A 15,623-nucleotide genomic window follows, 5' to 3' on the forward strand; every position below is an offset into this window, starting at 1 on the left:
AATTGGATGGTATTGTGTCAGTTATTTGAATACTTTGTCAACAATATGTGACGGAAAATAAAAAACCGCAAAAAAAAGAGCGCTGCATGTGGACCGCAGCGCTGTGTTTCTTTTTTAGGCTTTTTTCTGTAATGCAGGTCTTGTGACTTGCACTTCATAATACGTAATTTTGTTTTTTAATAGTCCTTCAGGTTTCGCTTTTCCATGAGCGTGTGCATCTCCAAATGCCTGAGATTTTGTCCAGTTCACAAAATCTTCTTTTCGATTCCAGCGGGTATGAATAGTCACTTCATCGTAATCGGTTGTCTGCTGTGTGACCCAGACTTCCATGCCTAAAAATCCTTCCATGAATTCTACTTGTCCCTGCTTGTTAAAACGCTTGACAAGGTGGTCTGCACTGCCTTTTTCTACTCTAACCTGGTTGTTTACAATGATCATGTTTGATTCATCTCCCTTTTGTTGTTGGATCGAAGCGATTGGGATAATGAGCGGATGCTCTCCATCTAAGTGAACCTCTGCCTGAATCCCAAAGACTTCTTTGAAAAAGTTTTCTGTTAATACTTCGTTTGGTGTCCCTATTTGGTAAACCTGACCACGCTTCATCGCAATCAGGCGGTCACAATATTTTGCTGCCTGCTGCAGGTCATGAAGAACCATTAAAATGGTGATCCCATGCGTTTCATTCAGCTGTTTGAGCAGCTCTAGTAAATCAAGCTGGTGCGCAATATCTAAGTAAGTGGTAGGCTCATCCAGAATAATCGTCTCTGTTTTCTGAGCCAGTGCCATTGCAATATACGCCTTCTGCCTTTCTCCGCCTGACAATGTATGCAGCATCCTGTTTTCATTCACGCGGCTATTTGTCACATCAAGCGCCCACTCTATCGCTTCCTGATCTGTCTGCGAGCTCTTTTTCCAGATCGAACGATGCGGACTGCGTCCAAGTGCAACCAGCTCACGTACTGTCATCGATGGGATGGCATTTCTCGTCTGCATCAGAACGGCGATTTCCTGTGCAATCTCCTGTGCTGTCATTTCTTTTTGCGGGATATCGTGAATATAAATCATGCCGCTTTCAATCGACGTAAGGCGCGCTGCCGCTTTAATAAACGTCGACTTCCCTGACCCATTCGGTCCAATAATTCCTGTTACACTCCCTTTAGGCACAGCTGCTGAAATAGACGACAGCCGAAAGCCTCCTTGACTGAGGCTCACGTCATCCATCGCAATCACATCCAACTTAACCCCTCCCTTTCTTTTTTAATAAATAGAGGAAGAAAGGTGCACCAATACAGGCAAGCAGAATACCAACAGGCAGTTCAACCGGTGTAAACCATACCCGTGCTGCTGTATCAGCAAAGACCACAAGTACGCCGCCGCCCAGCATTGAGATCGGAAGCAGGTACCGGTAGTCATCTCCAATTAAAAGGCGGATAAAATGAGGAACGACAAGACCGACAAATCCAATTAAACCGCTCACGCTTACCGCTGCACCCGCCAAAAGCGCCGCCAGTGCAATTAAGAAAAAACGGGTTCGCTCGACTCTAAGGCCGAGCAGCTGCGCTGACTCATCACCAAGTAAAAGAAGATTTGCGGGCTTGATCGCAAAAAAACAAAGACACAAACCGGCAAGCGCATAGGGTGACACAAAGCTCAGATGATGCCAGCTCCGTCCATTTAATCCTCCTGATAAAAAAGGCAGAACAGCCTGCACACGCTCACTATAAAGCACCATCAACCCATTCATGACCGCACCAAGCAGGGCATTGACTGCCACTCCCGCCAGAATCAATTTCAGTGGCGAAACCCCTTGGTCAAACGACAGGATATACACAACGAGTGCCGCTAATAAAGCGCCAAGAAAGGCAGCCGCTGGAAGCAGATATGTGAATTGTGGGAACACAATCATGCTGAGTACAGCAGCTAACCCACCGCCGGCGGTCACACCGATGATGCCGGGATCAGCGAGTGGATTTCGGACGACTCCTTGTAAAATCGCTCCTGATGCTGCGAGACAGGCCCCGACGATGAAGCCTATGAGAACGCGCGGCAGGCGTAAATCCATGACGATCTTTTCATGGACAGGCTGGCCTGATCCCGTCAAAGCAGCGATCAAATCTGGCAGCGATAATTGAACAGAACCTAATGCAAGCCCTAGACATATGCCCACACCTAGCGAAAGAAGCAGTCCTGGTATCAGCCACCTTCGTCTCGACTGTCTTTTTTGAAAATCTAACTCTGCATTCACCTTCATGATGACAATCGCTTCAATCTCTTTTCTAGTTCATCAATCGCCTTGATGACGTCTGCGCCTGGATTCGTCCCGAATAAATCACTAGGCAAAATCTCCACGCGACCATTTTTGACAGCTGATACGTCGTGCCATGCTGCATTTTGTTTCATTTCACTCATAAAGCCCGCTTTCACATCTTCAGGATTGCTGTGTGTCATGAGCAGAATGAGATCAGGATCGGCTTCGATCACCATTTCTGCATTGATTTGGGCGTATTGAGGGAATTTTTCGAGTGCCGGTTCATTCTCAGCAATGTTTGCACCCCCGGCGATATGCAATAAATCTCCGCTTAAGGATTGAGGAAGCGCCGCCATATATGTGCCGGGTGCACCGTACACAACGAGTGTTTTTACTTTTTTCTTAGGCTGCTTGACCTGCTTTTTCCGCTCATCAATTTGATCATTGAGTGCTTTAGCCTTTTGCTGCTTCCCAAGTAACTCCCCAAATAACGAAATTTGGCGCTGGATGTCCTTCACTGAATTGGCGCTTGTCAAAAGAAGCTGTGAACCAATTCCTTCTATTGTCGAGATGTCCTTGCTGTTTAATTGTTCATTTCCAAGCACAACATCAGGTTGTAGGCTTGTGATCAGCTCTACATCAAATTGATGCGTTGTGCCAATCGTTTGTACGGACTTTGCCTTTTGTAAGCTGTCTGGTAACTCGGCAGTTGGCCTGCCAACCACCTCACCGCCTAAAGCATATAGAATGCTCAAGTCCCCGGTCGATAAGGCGACAATACGCTGAGGGGATTCATCAAATGACAGCGTTCTTCCGGTAAAATCCTTTATCTTCAGCGCTCCTGCCGCGCTTTCTTTCTCTACAGGTGCTGCCTGACTGCATCCGCCGAGGAGAAGCATCAAGACGAGTCCCGCCAAGATCACATGTGAAAATTTCAACCGTCTGTCTCTCCTTTTCTAGTAAACTTTCTTTAGCTTTGCCTGTACCACGAGACGCCCGTTTTTAGGTGCAAGCACATGATCACAGGTCGATAAGGTGAGGATGAGGTCATCTGTGGACACGTCTGTCTTCGTTTGATAGATTGATTTATTCCGCACAGCTTGCAAGTAATGGGCATATTCGGCAAGATCCTGAAAATCGGTTTGAATATAATCGAAGTCAACCGTCGTTTCATACACGGCAAAAATCTCCGCTTCATAGCTTTGATACAGCGTATCGTACTGAAATGTCCGGTGCTCATTAAAGAAATCTTTTTTTAGATAGTTTGTGAGTCCAGCAAACATGGATCCATCCCTCATCCGATGGCCGTACACCACTGTATTTGGGCTTTCATGCAGGACATCATTACGATAATCCATAAAGATACTGCCTGCCCGGGTGTCGTTTTTTAAATAATTACGAGTCAAGTAGAACGCATTATCGCGAGATTGAACGATCGGATACTGAATCATCGTATCCTCCATATTGATCCAGCCGACAATGTCCTCATTCACCTTCCGCAGCTCATCAAATGACGAACGGATCTTTCCCGACTCCCGTTTTTCATTCATTTCTTCATGTCCATACATCGTCTGGGCCTTTGCAAGCACCTGTCGATTTTGATAATAACCGAAAAGTTCGAAGCCGATGGCTGTTCCGCTATAAATCAATACTCCTAAACAAACGATCGTCAGCATCCGTTGCCAAAGCCGTTTTCCTCGTTTCACACTGTCTCACCTGCTTTTTGCCCAGCTTATATACCAACAGGCACGATGTACATCCCTGTTTCTGCATCCTGTCGAATCGTGACGGACACATCATAAATGTGCCGTACGTTCTCTTCTGTTAACACATCGTTTGGCTGTCCTTCGCTGATAATCTGTCCATCCTTCATCGCTATGATGATATCGCTGTAGCGGACAGCCTGATTCATATCGTGGAGCACCATGACAATGGTTAATCCGTGCATGGCATTCAGCTCACGAATCAGCTCAAGAATGTCAAATTGATAGTAGATATCCAAATAAGTTGTCGGTTCATCTAAGAAAAGGATCGGTGTTTTTTGCGCAAGTGCCATCGCAATCCATACACGCTGACGCTCTCCACCTGACAGTGAGGCGAGCGGCACCTTTCGTTTGTCCGTTAGCTTTGTACTGGACAGTGCCCACTCTATCGCTCTCTCATCCTCTTCCTTGTCTCCTCCGCGCATTGTCTGGTACGGCGTTCTGCCGAATGCCACGACCCGTTCGATCGTTAAATCAAGAGGTGCTTCATTTTGCTGATGGACGACAGCCAGCTTTTTTGCCAGCTCCTTTGGCTTGAACGCATTCAGCGCTTGCCCGTCTAAGTGAATCTGCCCTTTATTTGGACAATGATTATTTGCCATTAAGGAAAGCAGTGTGGATTTTCCCGATCCATTTGGACCGATAATGGTTGTGATTTTCCCCTTTTCAATCTGTGTTGTGACCGATTGAACGATGTCCTTCTGCTGGTCATATGAGAATGACACCTCACGAATGTCCATGGAGACGGTCCCCCCTTCTTAATAAAAAGATCAGAAACGGCCCGCCAATCACGGCCATGATCGTAGAAGCAGGAATCTCATTTGGCGCCACAAGCGTCCTGCCAAGCGTATCAGCCGTCAAAATAAGCAAAGCCCCGCTTAACGCAGAAAATGGAATCAGTACTCGGTGATCCGAGCCGACAAGCCTTCTTGAAATGTGCGGAATGAGCAAGCCGACAAAGGCTATCACGCCCGCTACTGCAGCTGTCACTGCCGCAAGTAAAACGGCTGTGATGGAAATCAAAAGGCGCATTCTGGTCACACGCAAGCCTAAGTTTTTCGCTGTCTTGTCTTGAAGGGCCAGGAGATTGCACCATCTGCTGAAGAAGAGTGCAACGACAAGACCGACGACACCATAGACACCGATTAAACGGACATCTCCCCACGTTTTCATCGTGAGATTCGACTGTCCTGACTGATTAATTGTGATATTGAAATAGCTGCAAATGGTCACAAATGCTTCAGCCATTCCAGTAAACATGGCATTGATGGCGATCCCAACTAAGATCATGCGGATCGGGCTTAAACCACCCTTCCAAGATAGAACGTATACGAGGAAACACGCAATCGCCCCGCCTAATACCGAAAATAAAGGTGAGTAGAAATAAAATTGAGGAAGCGCTGTAATCGCCATTAATGAAAAGAAGCTGGCTCCTGATGAAATCCCAATGACGCCGGCATCAGCTAACGGATTCCTCATGACCGACTGCAGCAGTACACCGGAGACAGATAAGGCGGCCCCTGTAAACATCGCGATGAGCACGCGGGGGATTCTCAAATCTTTAATGATTTCTACCTGTGCATGTTGACCGGTGATGAGCCCTTCTAATAATTCAATTGGGGTCACATGAATGCTCCCAGTAATGGCTGAATAAATAAACACGCAGACCAGTAAGAGACTGACTATCAGAAATAAAAATCCTGTTTTTTTCATCTTGAACGTCCTTTTATCATTAAGATTCGCAAACTTATGACGGATACAACATACGAGTCAATTCATCTAATGCCTCTGCTGCCTTTAAATTGCCTGTTGTCCCGAATAAGCTTTCTTCGAGGTCATACACCCGGTCTTGTTTGACCGCATTAAAATGTTTCCAGATGTCATTTGTTTTAAATTCTTGATCAAACATTTTGACGACTTCATCCGGCATCCCATGTGCGGCTCGGAGAATGATATCTGGATTGGCTTTTTGTAAATACTCCGTATTGGATTCCAAATACTCCATTTTCTCGCCTTCCACAATGTTCTTTCCTCCTGCGATACGTACAAGATCACCAATATATGAATTTTCTGTCGCCACCAAATAACTTCCTGGCACACCAAGCAAAATCAGAACGGACGGCTTGCGTTTTCCTTTTGCCTTCTCTTGTATGTCTTTCTTTTTTTGCTCAAACGCAGACACAATGCGCTCAGCCTGCTTCTTCCTGTCATACTTATCCCCAAGCTTCGTGATGGCCTTCTCCATGTTGGCCATACTCTCGAGATTTAAGTATGTGGCAGGGACACCTGCTTGCTGAAAGGGTTTCTCTAAATCATATTGAAGGGTTGTGACAGACAGGACATCTGTCGGTTGAAGTGATTGGATGATTTCCATGTCCGGGCTCATGGGATTGCCGACTTCTGGCAGTCCTTTGTAACGAGCTGGCAAGGATTTTTGACTTGTTGGCACCCCGACAAGATCCACCTCTAAAGCATCCATGATCTCCGCAGCAGCTACAGTCGTTGCTACAATACGCTCACTTGATTCAGCGCTTTTTTTGCCTTTTGCTGAGCTTTCAGCTGACTGTGAGCAGCCCGATAAGATCATGCACACACTGAAGGCAGCGATCAAGGTACATAACATTCGATGCTTCAAAAACAGAAGCCTCCTTTCGAAAAAAGAGAGTGGATGCGCCGAGGTAAAAGGCGCATCTCACTTAAAATAAAACGAACTATCTTGTCCGTGTTTGATATTTTCTGACGAGTACGAATAACGAACCGCCGAATAAAAGAATATACACCCAAAGAAGAGAGGCATCTCCCGTTTTCGGATTCAGCTGTCCAGACTCAGATTTGGTTTGATCATCTGATGGCGTAAATGTCATCTGCTCCGCACCCGTTTCCTCTGGTGCTACATTCTCAAGTTGAGTTGTTTGAGAATCGTGATCATTTGGATTTTTGATAAATCCGATACTCTCATCGTCTCCAATGACCGTTGAAATTCCGCTTCCCTCACCGAGAGCGATTCCTTTTGTGTCATAGACAAGTTTGACATCGTACTGCTCATGATAGTTCGCAGCTGGAATATCAATTTTTACGCGTGCAGCCTGAGCACTGCTTAAACTTTTTGCTTCATATTGAATGACACGTGTATCTGCTTTTTGATCTGTTTTCGCGACAAGTGTCTCTTCAAATTTTCCGCCTGTTCCTACTTGGAATGACGTGATGGCTGAGCTGTTTTTCACTTTATATGAAACGAAATGGCGGCCATTTTTCACAACCAGTGTCGCAGGGCTCACGACGTAATCGTTCATGCGGGAAAGCTCATCCTTATCTGCTTTCTTCATTGAGAAAGGAAGCTTGTATACACCATCTTTTAGCTGAGTAGTCTCTTGATCAGCTCCGCTGTTATTTGTTTCTGGTGATGGTGTATTTGGTTTTGGCGTTTCTGGTGTAGCTGGTGTTTCTTCCTCTACCACCTGCCCGTCCTTCACTGGAGCGATACTCTTTGAGTCAAATTGAAAACGAATATCGTAGGTTTGGTCATAGTTAGCGGCTGCTACTACAATGTGTACTTTTCCTTTCACCGCTTTTTTCAAATCAGCAGCATCAAATGAAACCACTCTTGTATTCTTCGCTTCATCTGTGCTCACTGTCTTTGCTTCTTGATAAGAACCGTTTTTCTCTGTTTTCAAAGAAGCGACAGACTTATGATCCTTCACTGTAAAGGAAATGGTCTGCTTTCCATTTTTGACGGTTAAGGTTGCGGGATGTGAGAAGTATTGATTCATTCGAGATGCTTCATCCGTATCCCCTTTTAGCACACTGTAATTGATACGATATACGCCATCTTTTAATTGATTTTGCGCAGAATCATCTGGCTTTGTGCCATTGTTATTGCCTGGTGTTGTCGGTTGATCGTCTGGTTTTGTGCCATTTTGGTCATCCGGTTTAGTTTCATTGTCATCTGGCTTTGTACCGTTTTGATCATCCGGCTTTGTTTCGTTATCGTCTGGCTTTGTACCGTTTTGGTCATCCGGTTTAGTTTCATTGTCGTCTGGCTTTGTACCGTTTTGATCATCTGGTTTTGTTTCGTTATCGTCTGGTTTTGCAGGCGTAACGAGTGTTAAGCTGCTTTGATCGAATGCAAGCTGTACGTCATATGCTTCGTCATAAATAAAGCCGCCTAAATCCCAGTAAATCTTCACCCAGCCGTTTAATTTTGCTGATAAGTCGGGTACGTCAAATTTGATCACACGTGTATTGGCTGTTTCATCCTCACTGACTGTTTCAGTGGTGACGAGCGCACCATTTTGTTCAACCTTGAAGTCTGTAATTTCTTTGCTTTGCTTCAGTGTGACATAAGCTGTTGTCTTGCCATTTTCCACAATCAACTTAGCTGGCTTTTCTGTATAGGTATCCATCATAGACGCTTCTGAGGTACCATCTTTTAAAATGGTGAATCCGACTGTGTATTCCCCATCAACGAATGATGCCGCTTGAGCTGTTCCTTGAGGAATCTGAAACGCAGTCAACAAACTGAATAAAACAAGCAGAATGGCTGCCTTTAGATGAAAAAGACGTTTCAAATGGTGACACTTCCTTCCGTTATTGCTTGATGATCCACTTTCTTGCTAAAAACCCGCCTGAACATAAGACAAGCACAAGGAGCCATCCTACCTGGCTTGTATCACCAGTTTGAGGGTTCTCTTCTTGTTGTTTCGTTGTGGATGTATCAGCTTTGTTTGTTGATTCTTTTGATGGCTGCTGACTTTCTTGTGCACCCGTTGATTTATTTGCACTGTTAGACGATAGCGATTTCATACTGCTTTCATCAAATTTCAGCTGAATGGTGTAATCATGATCATAATCAGCAGATTTTACAGTGACGTGAATTTTTGACTTGATCGGTTTAGACAGGCTCTGAGCTTGGAACTGAACGAGTCTTGTATTCGCTTTTTTATTCGTTGAGAGAACAGTTGTGTCGACATAGCCGCCATTTCCCGGCACTTTAAATTCCGTTACCCAGCTGCTATTTTTAATCGTCATTTGTACTGTCAGGTTTCCATTTTTCGCTATCACTTTTGCTGGCTTCAACCAGTAATCATTTGCCATTGAGACCGCATTTCCTTCAGCTTTTAGCACTGTATAATTGACGGAGTATGTACCATCCTTTAATGCGGCAGCCTGTGCGTTTGAAAAAGGCAGCATAAGTGCCAGTAAAAAAGCCGCCATGAAGACTGACAGCCTCATTCTTTTTTTCATCAAGCGAATTTCCTCCCTTTCTATTGAACAGATGGCGCATCAAACTTGAGGCGAATGTCGTAATTGCCTGTATATCCGATGGCTGGTACAGTCACACTCACTTTTGCTGGTAAGACCTCAGTCAGGCTGTTCACATTGAATTCTACGGTTCTCTTATTTGCAGCTGTATTTGTACTGATCACCTTCGCATCTTTGTAGACACCTTGATCAAGCGTTTTAAAGCTTGTGATCCAAGAGCTATTCGTTAACGTGACTTGCGCTTTGATTTTTCCATCCTTTACGACAAGCTTAGCTGGTTTTTCAAAATACGTATTCGCTGTTGAAGTCGAATCGCTATCAGCCTTCCATACCACATATTGCGCTGAATATTGACCAGCTGCTAAGCCAGCTGCTGAGGCCGAGCTAACAGGAGCTAGAGCAAATAATAGAACAAAACTAAGGAATAATAATACGGGTGATGTTGAACGAATGACTTTCATGTGAACCCTCCTAAATGATATTGATAATTATTCTCAATAGATAATAAAAAAAATAACCTTCACAAGTGCTGGAACACACTTATAGATGATTATGATAATCATTATCAATTGAGTTAAAAAAATAAATCTTTGCTTCCTAAAAGTCAAAGATGTCTGCTTCTAAATGATGGATTGATACGAGTTTTAGGCAATCTGTCCCATTTATAATACCATGGCATAACCTCCATTCCATTACAGGGAAAAGAACCCTCTTCTCCTTGATATTATATAATGCATGAAATGATTGTCAACATCATTTTTCATACTATTGTCTTAGTTTTCTGGAAAATCACACAAAAAAATTTCGATCAGACACACTGATCGAAATGGATTAAGATGAAACATGTTCCTCTATTTTGCTGTGTTTACGATCTAAAGACCAAGCATACATTTCACGAATAATCGGTTCAATTTTCTTCCCTTGAACTGTTAATTCGTATTCAATCCGTACTGGAATATCGGGGTATACTTTTTTCTCAACAAGTCCCTCAGCTTCTAAATCCTTCAGCCTTTCTGATAGTAATCTTCCGCTGATGTTCATTTCATTTTCAAGCTGACAAAAACGCTTAGGCCCTGTCAGAAGCTGATTGATGATGAGAATGACCCACTTCTTGCCTAGAATCTCCATGGCATCTGTAATTGGACAGCCATCTACTTGAGCCATATCTTACTCCCTCCTGCTTTTTTCTCTTTTTTTTATTATAACACAATTAATTACTTGAAATAAGTCACTAACTATTATATAGTTTAGTTACTAAAAGTAACAAGGTATTCATTTTTTATAGATTTTCAAAAACATTTGAACATGCCGATGCATATATCATGAAGGAGATGACCGAGCTTGAAGACAATTGAGCAGCTAAGGCTGAGTGTAACAGAATTACATGTGTCCAGCTTTGATCGTTCTTTACCTTTTTATACAGACATTTTAGGATTTTCTATATTAGAAAAGACAGATTCCACGGTGACACTTGGCAGCAATGCAAAGGAACCGATTCTTTTGTTAAAAGAAGATGCACAACTGAAAGAAAAGCCTGATCATGAGCCAGGACTTTATCATTTTGCTGTTTTATTACCTACCAGAAAAAACCTGGGCACATGGCTGGCACATGTAATCAAAAAAGGCTATCCTTTAATTGGAGCAAGCGATCACTTTTTCAGTGAAGCCATTTATTTAAGTGATCCTGACGGCATTGGCGTAGAAATTTATGCTGACCGTCCTCAGGACATTTGGGTCGGTGAGCATGGAGAACTGAAAGGTGGCGGAAATGCACCGCTTGATGGAGATGGCCTCCTGCAAGAAGCTGCTGATACCACATGGGAAGGACTCCCTGCCGGTACAGTGATGGGACACTTGCATTTCCATCTCAACCCAGAAGAAGCGGATTCATTTTATGTCAATACGCTCGGTTTTCATATCCGAATGGCTCCCCCAGCAAGCGTATTTATCGCCGCTGGTGTGTACCACCACCACCTTGCCTTTAATGCATGGGGACGCGGACGAAAAGGAGCCATTGATCCACGTTTTTCAGGAATTAGAAGCTATACACTGGTTTTCCCAGAAGAAGCAGACAGACAATCCGTCGTCGAACGTCTGACAAAAGCAGGCACTCAAGTCAACACGACAGGAAAAAGCAGCGAATTTGTTGATCCATTTGGCGTTCTCGTTCGTTTACAGATTGAAGAAACAGACTAAAAAGAAGGTGCAGAATATGGACAAACACACAGAGCTTAAAACAGCCATATTAAAAGATAAAATCAAACGAGTACAGCAAGAAGACGGGTATATCTATATCACTGGACCCATTAAACTGCCAGTGAATTTAGACGGCAGAACCGTGATGTTTAACTGGTATTCATGGTTAAAAGACGATGGAAAAGAGCCACTGTCAGATGAAGCTTTAATTGAAAGCCTTTCGTCCCGCCAGCTGGCTGATCATCAGCAGTCAAGCGTTCTTGTGTATGGGGATTTCGAGCACGCTGACGAAGCTCTTATCCGTATGCATTCCATTTGCCACACTGGCGATATTTTCGGAAGCAAGCGCTGCGACTGTGGATTCCAATTGAAGCAGTCTATGCGAATGATTGAGGACAATGGAGCAGGAGCCCTGTTTTACTTAGCCAATCATGAAGGCCGCGGCATTGGTCTATTCAGTAAAGCCATGGCTTATATTCTTCAAGAAAACGGCTATGATACAGTAGAAGCGAACGAAGCACTTGGTTTTGAAGATGACACACGTCAATACGAAGAAGCCATTGCCGTTCTTCAAACACTTCGTACAAAGCCGGTCAGACTCATTACCAATAACCCGAAAAAGACAGATGCGATCAGCCATGCAGGTTTATCTCTTTCTGGACGCATTCCGCTTTGGGGAGATGTCTCTGAATTTAACGAGAAATACTTGCAGACAAAAATCAACCGCTCAGGTCACATGAAGGCGGAGCAAGAGGTGCGTACGATTGCCACATCATGAGCGATATATGAAGCTAGCCCTTGATAATGCACGGGCAATGAAAGGTCAGACATCTCCGAATCCGCTCGTCGGGGCTGTGATTGTGCGAGAGAATGAGATTGTTGGAGTCGGCGCTCATATGAAAGCCGGTGAACCGCATGCTGAAATTCATGCACTCAACATGGCTGGAGACAAGGCAAAAGGAGCCACGATTTATGTGACCCTTGAGCCTTGTTCCCACCATGGGCGCACAGGCCCTTGTGCCGAAGCACTTGTGAAAGCCGGCGTCGAAACCGTTGTCGTCGCAGCTCTTGATCCGAATCCACTTGTCGCTGGCCGCGGGATTGCCATTTTACAAGACGCGGGCATCCAAGTTATCACGGGCGTACTTGAACAAGAATCCATACTGATGAATGAAGTATTTAATCACTTTATTACGAAAAAAACACCTTTCGTGACGCTCAAAGCGGGCATTACCTTAGATGGGAAAATCGCCTCTGCCACGTCTGACAGCAAGTGGATTACATCTGAGACATCCCGTTATGATGCTCACCATATCCGCAGTATCAATGATGCGATTTTGGTCGGTGCTCAAACTGTCATTCACGATGATCCTTCATTAACTGCGCGGATTCCAAATGGAAACAATCCGATTCGAATTGTCTTAGACTCTAAGCTGTCTACACCACTGACAGCAAAGATCGTCACAGATCAGATGGCACCTACATGGATTTTTACAACAAAGCAAGCCGATGAGGAAAAACGAGCGGCTTTAGAAGAAGCTGGCGTCCGTGTCTTTATGACTGACAGCGACACGCGGGTTCCCCTGCAGGAAGTGCTTCAAGTGCTGGGAGAAAAAAATATCTCCTCCCTCATGATTGAAGGCGGCGGCCAGATTAACGCCTCTTTCTTAGAACAGCAGCTTGTAGATAAATTGGTCATCTATATGGCGCCTAAACTCATTGGCGGACGACTTTCCCCTTCCTTTTTCGGAGGCGAAGGCATACGCCTCATGAGTGATGCCATTGAACTGGATCAACTCACCGTGGAACCACTCGGAAAAGATATCAAAATGACGGGCTATCCCGTTTATCAATAACAAGTAGGCTGTCGAGGAAATCTCGACAGCCTTATTTTTGTCTTCTAGTCTCTTCTCTCTAAAAACTCAATTCGATTCCCAAATGGATCTTCTACATAAAACCGATTGGCTCCCTCCAATGGCTCATCTTCTTTTATACTAATCTGATGCTTCAATAATACCTCTTTTAATTCTGATAGGCTCTTTACAAGAAAAGCTGGATGAGCTTTCTTTGCAGCTTGAAAATGTTCCTGAATGCCAATGTGAAGCTGATGATGACCGCATTGGAACCAGACACCTCCTCGTTTAGCTAAATTGCTAGGCTTAGGTATTTCTTTCATCCCTAAAATTTCACCAAAAAACAAGCGAGCTTTCTCTTCACTGCCTTTTGGGGCAGCTAGTTGAACATGGTCGATTCCCAAAAAGTTTGACATATTTCCCTCTCCCTTTCTGTTCTCAATTGGTTTTTCAATGTAGTGTTTCTTCAGTTTTTATGATGCTGAACAAATTTGATTGTTACCTCATTGGTGGGCTTGATACTTGAAGATTTTCTTTGAGGTGTTTCATAAGATGTAGTGTTTGAATGCAGTATTTTTTTCAAAAACAGAACTCCCATGGTCATGAAAGTTCTGTCCATCTAAGTGTCTCTTGTCATGACATTTGAAACCTAGATATATCATGATTCATTTTGATGAAACTTGTCGTAAAATGTTTCATGTGAAACATTGATCGTTACTTCCCTTCGACCAGCCTGCCAAAGCTTTCTGGTGAAAGTCCCGGTGAAATGCGGATGCGGTGCAAGGACATCATGCCTTGTTCCTTCTTCGCATGTCCTGGTTCAGTGGTAACAGCCATTTGGTATCCGGCTTCCTTCGCCAGCTTCAACGTCTCTTCATTATAGCGCCCGACAGGATAGCTGACCATTCTCGTACGCTGAGAAAATCGCTGATCAAAGAATGTCTTTGATCCTTTTAACTCCTCTTCCTGCTGCTGCTTTGATAATTGATTGAGCTCTAAATGATGAATCGTATGACTCTCAATCGAGATCCCATGTGCCATCATCTCATCCATTTGCTCATCCGTTAAGTGATTCGGACGGCCAATGGATTGCTCAATCATGAAAATCGTTGCTTTCATTCCATACTGCTTTAAAATCGGAAATGCCTTTGTATAGTTATCCGTATATCCATCATCAAATGTAATGAGGACACTCTTCTTACTTGGCATCGAATTTGTTGTAAAAACGCGGTACACCTCTTCTGGCGACAGTGTGACATAGTCGTTGTCCTTCAGCCATTTCATATGAGATGCAAATTCGCTCTTTGGCACACGTAACGAGTTACCGCTTGAGATGCTGTGATACATCAAAATTGGAAGCTCGACCGGCTCCTTTTGCTTCATCCAGTTTTGTGTCTTTATCACTGCCGTTTCTTTTTTCTGATGCATATCTTTTGTTTGTAATGGACCCTTTTCCTCTTTGACGACTTGCTGGCTTCCTTCCGCCTGCTCCTTCATTCCCATACAGCCCGAAATGAGCAGCAGCATAAGACCAACCGTCATCAGCATACATGTTTTCTTCATTCACCAATCCTGCTTTCTCTTTATCTACCGAATGATTATAACAGAAATTGGTTATTCATTGATATCTATTTTGACAGGGTATTCATTTTTTTACACATTTCGATCATCTCGATGGCGAGCAGATGAATGGTCTCTGTTGTGAGCATTTGATCTTCTGCGTGTATCAGCAGTAAAGAAAACGGAAGCTGTTCACCTGCCGCTTCTTTTTGAATCAGCGACAAGTGCAGGTTGTGGATGCTTCGAAACGCTTCCTCCCCTTTTTCGATCAACTGCTGCGCTTTTTCAAAATCATCAGCTCTTGCTAGACGAATCGCTTCTACATAATGACTTCTTGCCTCGCCTGCATGGGCAATGATTTGAAAGGCTGCTCCCTGCATTTCCTCTAATACCGTCATCTGCTTCTCCTCCAATTACTCAAGATTCATTTGCTAGTTTCAGTGCATGATCTAGGATTTTTTCTCCGTTTGCTGTTCCGTATAATCTCACATTGACGACATCGACAGGGATTTGATAAGGTGCCGCTGTTTTTTCTGCTGCTTTTTTCATAAAACTTACTTGCGGTCCAAGTAAAATCGCCTTTACATCCTCTCCATGCTCTTCTAGTTCATCCGCAATGGCTCCTTCAGGTATAGCATAAATATAGTAATCCAGCCCTTTAGCTTCTGCGGCGGCCTTCATTTTCGACACCACAATGGACGTCGACATTCCTGCTGCACAAGCGAGAATGATTCGTTTCAT

General features: G+C 44.1%; 18 protein-coding genes. 3 read left to right on the top strand and 15 right to left on the bottom strand.

The window, feature by feature from the left end:
* Positions 1-114: 114 nt before the first annotated feature.
* The 11 genes from isdG to QSJ46_RS03915 form a co-directional block, all read right to left on the bottom strand.
* Positions 115-1,230 carry a heme oxygenase gene (isdG, locus tag QSJ46_RS03865; RefSeq protein ID WP_269773774.1) on the bottom strand — a complete coding sequence of 372 codons (1,116 nt, stop codon included), beginning with the start codon at positions 1,228-1,230 and terminating at the stop codon, positions 115-117.
* A gap of 7 nt (positions 1,231-1,237) precedes the next feature.
* Positions 1,238-2,251: a FecCD family ABC transporter permease gene (locus QSJ46_RS03870; RefSeq protein ID WP_047202949.1), complete on the bottom strand. Its 1,014-nt coding sequence runs from the start codon at positions 2,249-2,251 to the stop codon at positions 1,238-1,240.
* Positions 2,248-3,186, bottom strand: a complete 939-nt coding sequence (locus tag QSJ46_RS03875; protein ID WP_047202948.1) for an ABC transporter substrate-binding protein — start codon at positions 3,184-3,186, stop codon at positions 2,248-2,250. Before QSJ46_RS03875 ends, QSJ46_RS03870 begins: the two co-directional genes overlap by 4 nt.
* 18 nt (positions 3,187-3,204) lie before the next feature.
* Entirely contained in the window at positions 3,205-3,954 is a 750-nt protein-coding gene (gene srtB / locus QSJ46_RS03880; RefSeq protein ID WP_047202947.1) for a class B sortase, read from the bottom strand.
* Positions 3,955-3,980: 26 nt separating this feature from the next.
* Positions 3,981-4,751: an ABC transporter ATP-binding protein gene (locus tag QSJ46_RS03885; protein ID WP_041087616.1), complete on the bottom strand. Its 771-nt coding sequence runs from the start codon at positions 4,749-4,751 to the stop codon at positions 3,981-3,983.
* Entirely contained in the window at positions 4,738-5,724 is a 987-nt protein-coding gene (locus QSJ46_RS03890) for a FecCD family ABC transporter permease (protein ID WP_039182499.1), read from the bottom strand. Before QSJ46_RS03890 ends, QSJ46_RS03885 begins: the two co-directional genes overlap by 14 nt.
* Positions 5,725-5,758: 34 nt before the next feature.
* Positions 5,759-6,646, bottom strand: a complete 888-nt coding sequence (gene isdE / locus QSJ46_RS03895; protein WP_047202946.1) for a heme ABC transporter substrate-binding protein IsdE — start codon at positions 6,644-6,646, stop codon at positions 5,759-5,761.
* A gap of 76 nt (positions 6,647-6,722) precedes the next feature.
* Entirely contained in the window at positions 6,723-8,579 is a 1,857-nt protein-coding gene (locus QSJ46_RS03900; RefSeq protein WP_269773709.1) for an NEAT domain-containing protein, read from the bottom strand.
* A gap of 19 nt (positions 8,580-8,598) precedes the next feature.
* A complete protein-coding gene (isdC, locus tag QSJ46_RS03905; protein ID WP_212039561.1) occupies positions 8,599-9,255 on the bottom strand; it encodes a heme uptake protein IsdC in 657 nt (218 codons plus the stop codon).
* A 20-nt stretch (positions 9,256-9,275) separates the two neighbouring features.
* On the bottom strand, positions 9,276-9,734 hold the full coding sequence (locus tag QSJ46_RS03910; protein WP_285604306.1) for an NEAT domain-containing protein: 459 nt from the start codon (positions 9,732-9,734) through the stop codon (positions 9,276-9,278).
* A gap of 370 nt (positions 9,735-10,104) precedes the next feature.
* Positions 10,105-10,437 (bottom strand): winged helix-turn-helix transcriptional regulator, encoded by a 333-nt coding sequence (locus QSJ46_RS03915; protein ID WP_047202942.1) that lies wholly within the window; start codon positions 10,435-10,437, stop codon positions 10,105-10,107.
* A 177-nt stretch (positions 10,438-10,614) separates the two neighbouring features.
* Between QSJ46_RS03915 and QSJ46_RS03920 the strand changes: the two genes are divergently transcribed.
* The 3 genes from QSJ46_RS03920 to ribD are packed head-to-tail and all read left to right on the top strand — an operon-like array spanning position 10,615 to position 13,325.
* Positions 10,615-11,469, top strand: a complete 855-nt coding sequence (locus QSJ46_RS03920; protein ID WP_285604307.1) for a VOC family protein — start codon at positions 10,615-10,617, stop codon at positions 11,467-11,469.
* A 16-nt stretch (positions 11,470-11,485) separates the two neighbouring features.
* A complete protein-coding gene (locus QSJ46_RS03925) occupies positions 11,486-12,247 on the top strand; it encodes a GTP cyclohydrolase II (protein WP_024427515.1) in 762 nt (253 codons plus the stop codon).
* The gene (ribD, locus tag QSJ46_RS03930) at positions 12,234-13,325 is read left to right on the top strand and encodes a bifunctional diaminohydroxyphosphoribosylaminopyrimidine deaminase/5-amino-6-(5-phosphoribosylamino)uracil reductase RibD (protein WP_047202940.1); all 1,092 of its coding nucleotides are present in this window, start codon (positions 12,234-12,236) and stop codon (positions 13,323-13,325) included. The genes QSJ46_RS03925 and ribD overlap by 14 nt, the downstream gene beginning before the upstream one ends.
* A 44-nt stretch (positions 13,326-13,369) precedes the next feature.
* Here ribD and QSJ46_RS03935 read toward each other — a convergent pair whose 3' ends face one another.
* The 4 genes from QSJ46_RS03935 to QSJ46_RS03950 all read right to left on the bottom strand — a co-directional run bounded on the left by QSJ46_RS03935 (position 13,370) and on the right by QSJ46_RS03950 (position 15,623).
* On the bottom strand, positions 13,370-13,738 hold the full coding sequence (locus tag QSJ46_RS03935) for a VOC family protein (protein WP_047202939.1): 369 nt from the start codon (positions 13,736-13,738) through the stop codon (positions 13,370-13,372).
* 298 nt (positions 13,739-14,036) lie between these two features.
* Positions 14,037-14,885 carry a polysaccharide deacetylase family protein gene (locus QSJ46_RS03940; protein ID WP_047202938.1) on the bottom strand — a complete coding sequence of 283 codons (849 nt, stop codon included), beginning with the start codon at positions 14,883-14,885 and terminating at the stop codon, positions 14,037-14,039.
* A gap of 65 nt (positions 14,886-14,950) precedes the next feature.
* On the bottom strand, positions 14,951-15,280 hold the full coding sequence (locus QSJ46_RS03945) for a PTS sugar transporter subunit IIA (RefSeq protein ID WP_024423898.1): 330 nt from the start codon (positions 15,278-15,280) through the stop codon (positions 14,951-14,953).
* Between the two features lie 19 nt (positions 15,281-15,299).
* On the bottom strand, positions 15,300-15,623 hold the full coding sequence (locus QSJ46_RS03950; RefSeq protein ID WP_047202937.1) for a PTS sugar transporter subunit IIB: 324 nt from the start codon (positions 15,621-15,623) through the stop codon (positions 15,300-15,302).

Source organism: Bacillus sp. YKCMOAS1 (assembly GCF_030268125.1).
Taxonomy (GTDB): domain Bacteria; phylum Bacillota; class Bacilli; order Bacillales; family Bacillaceae; genus Bacillus; species Bacillus safensis.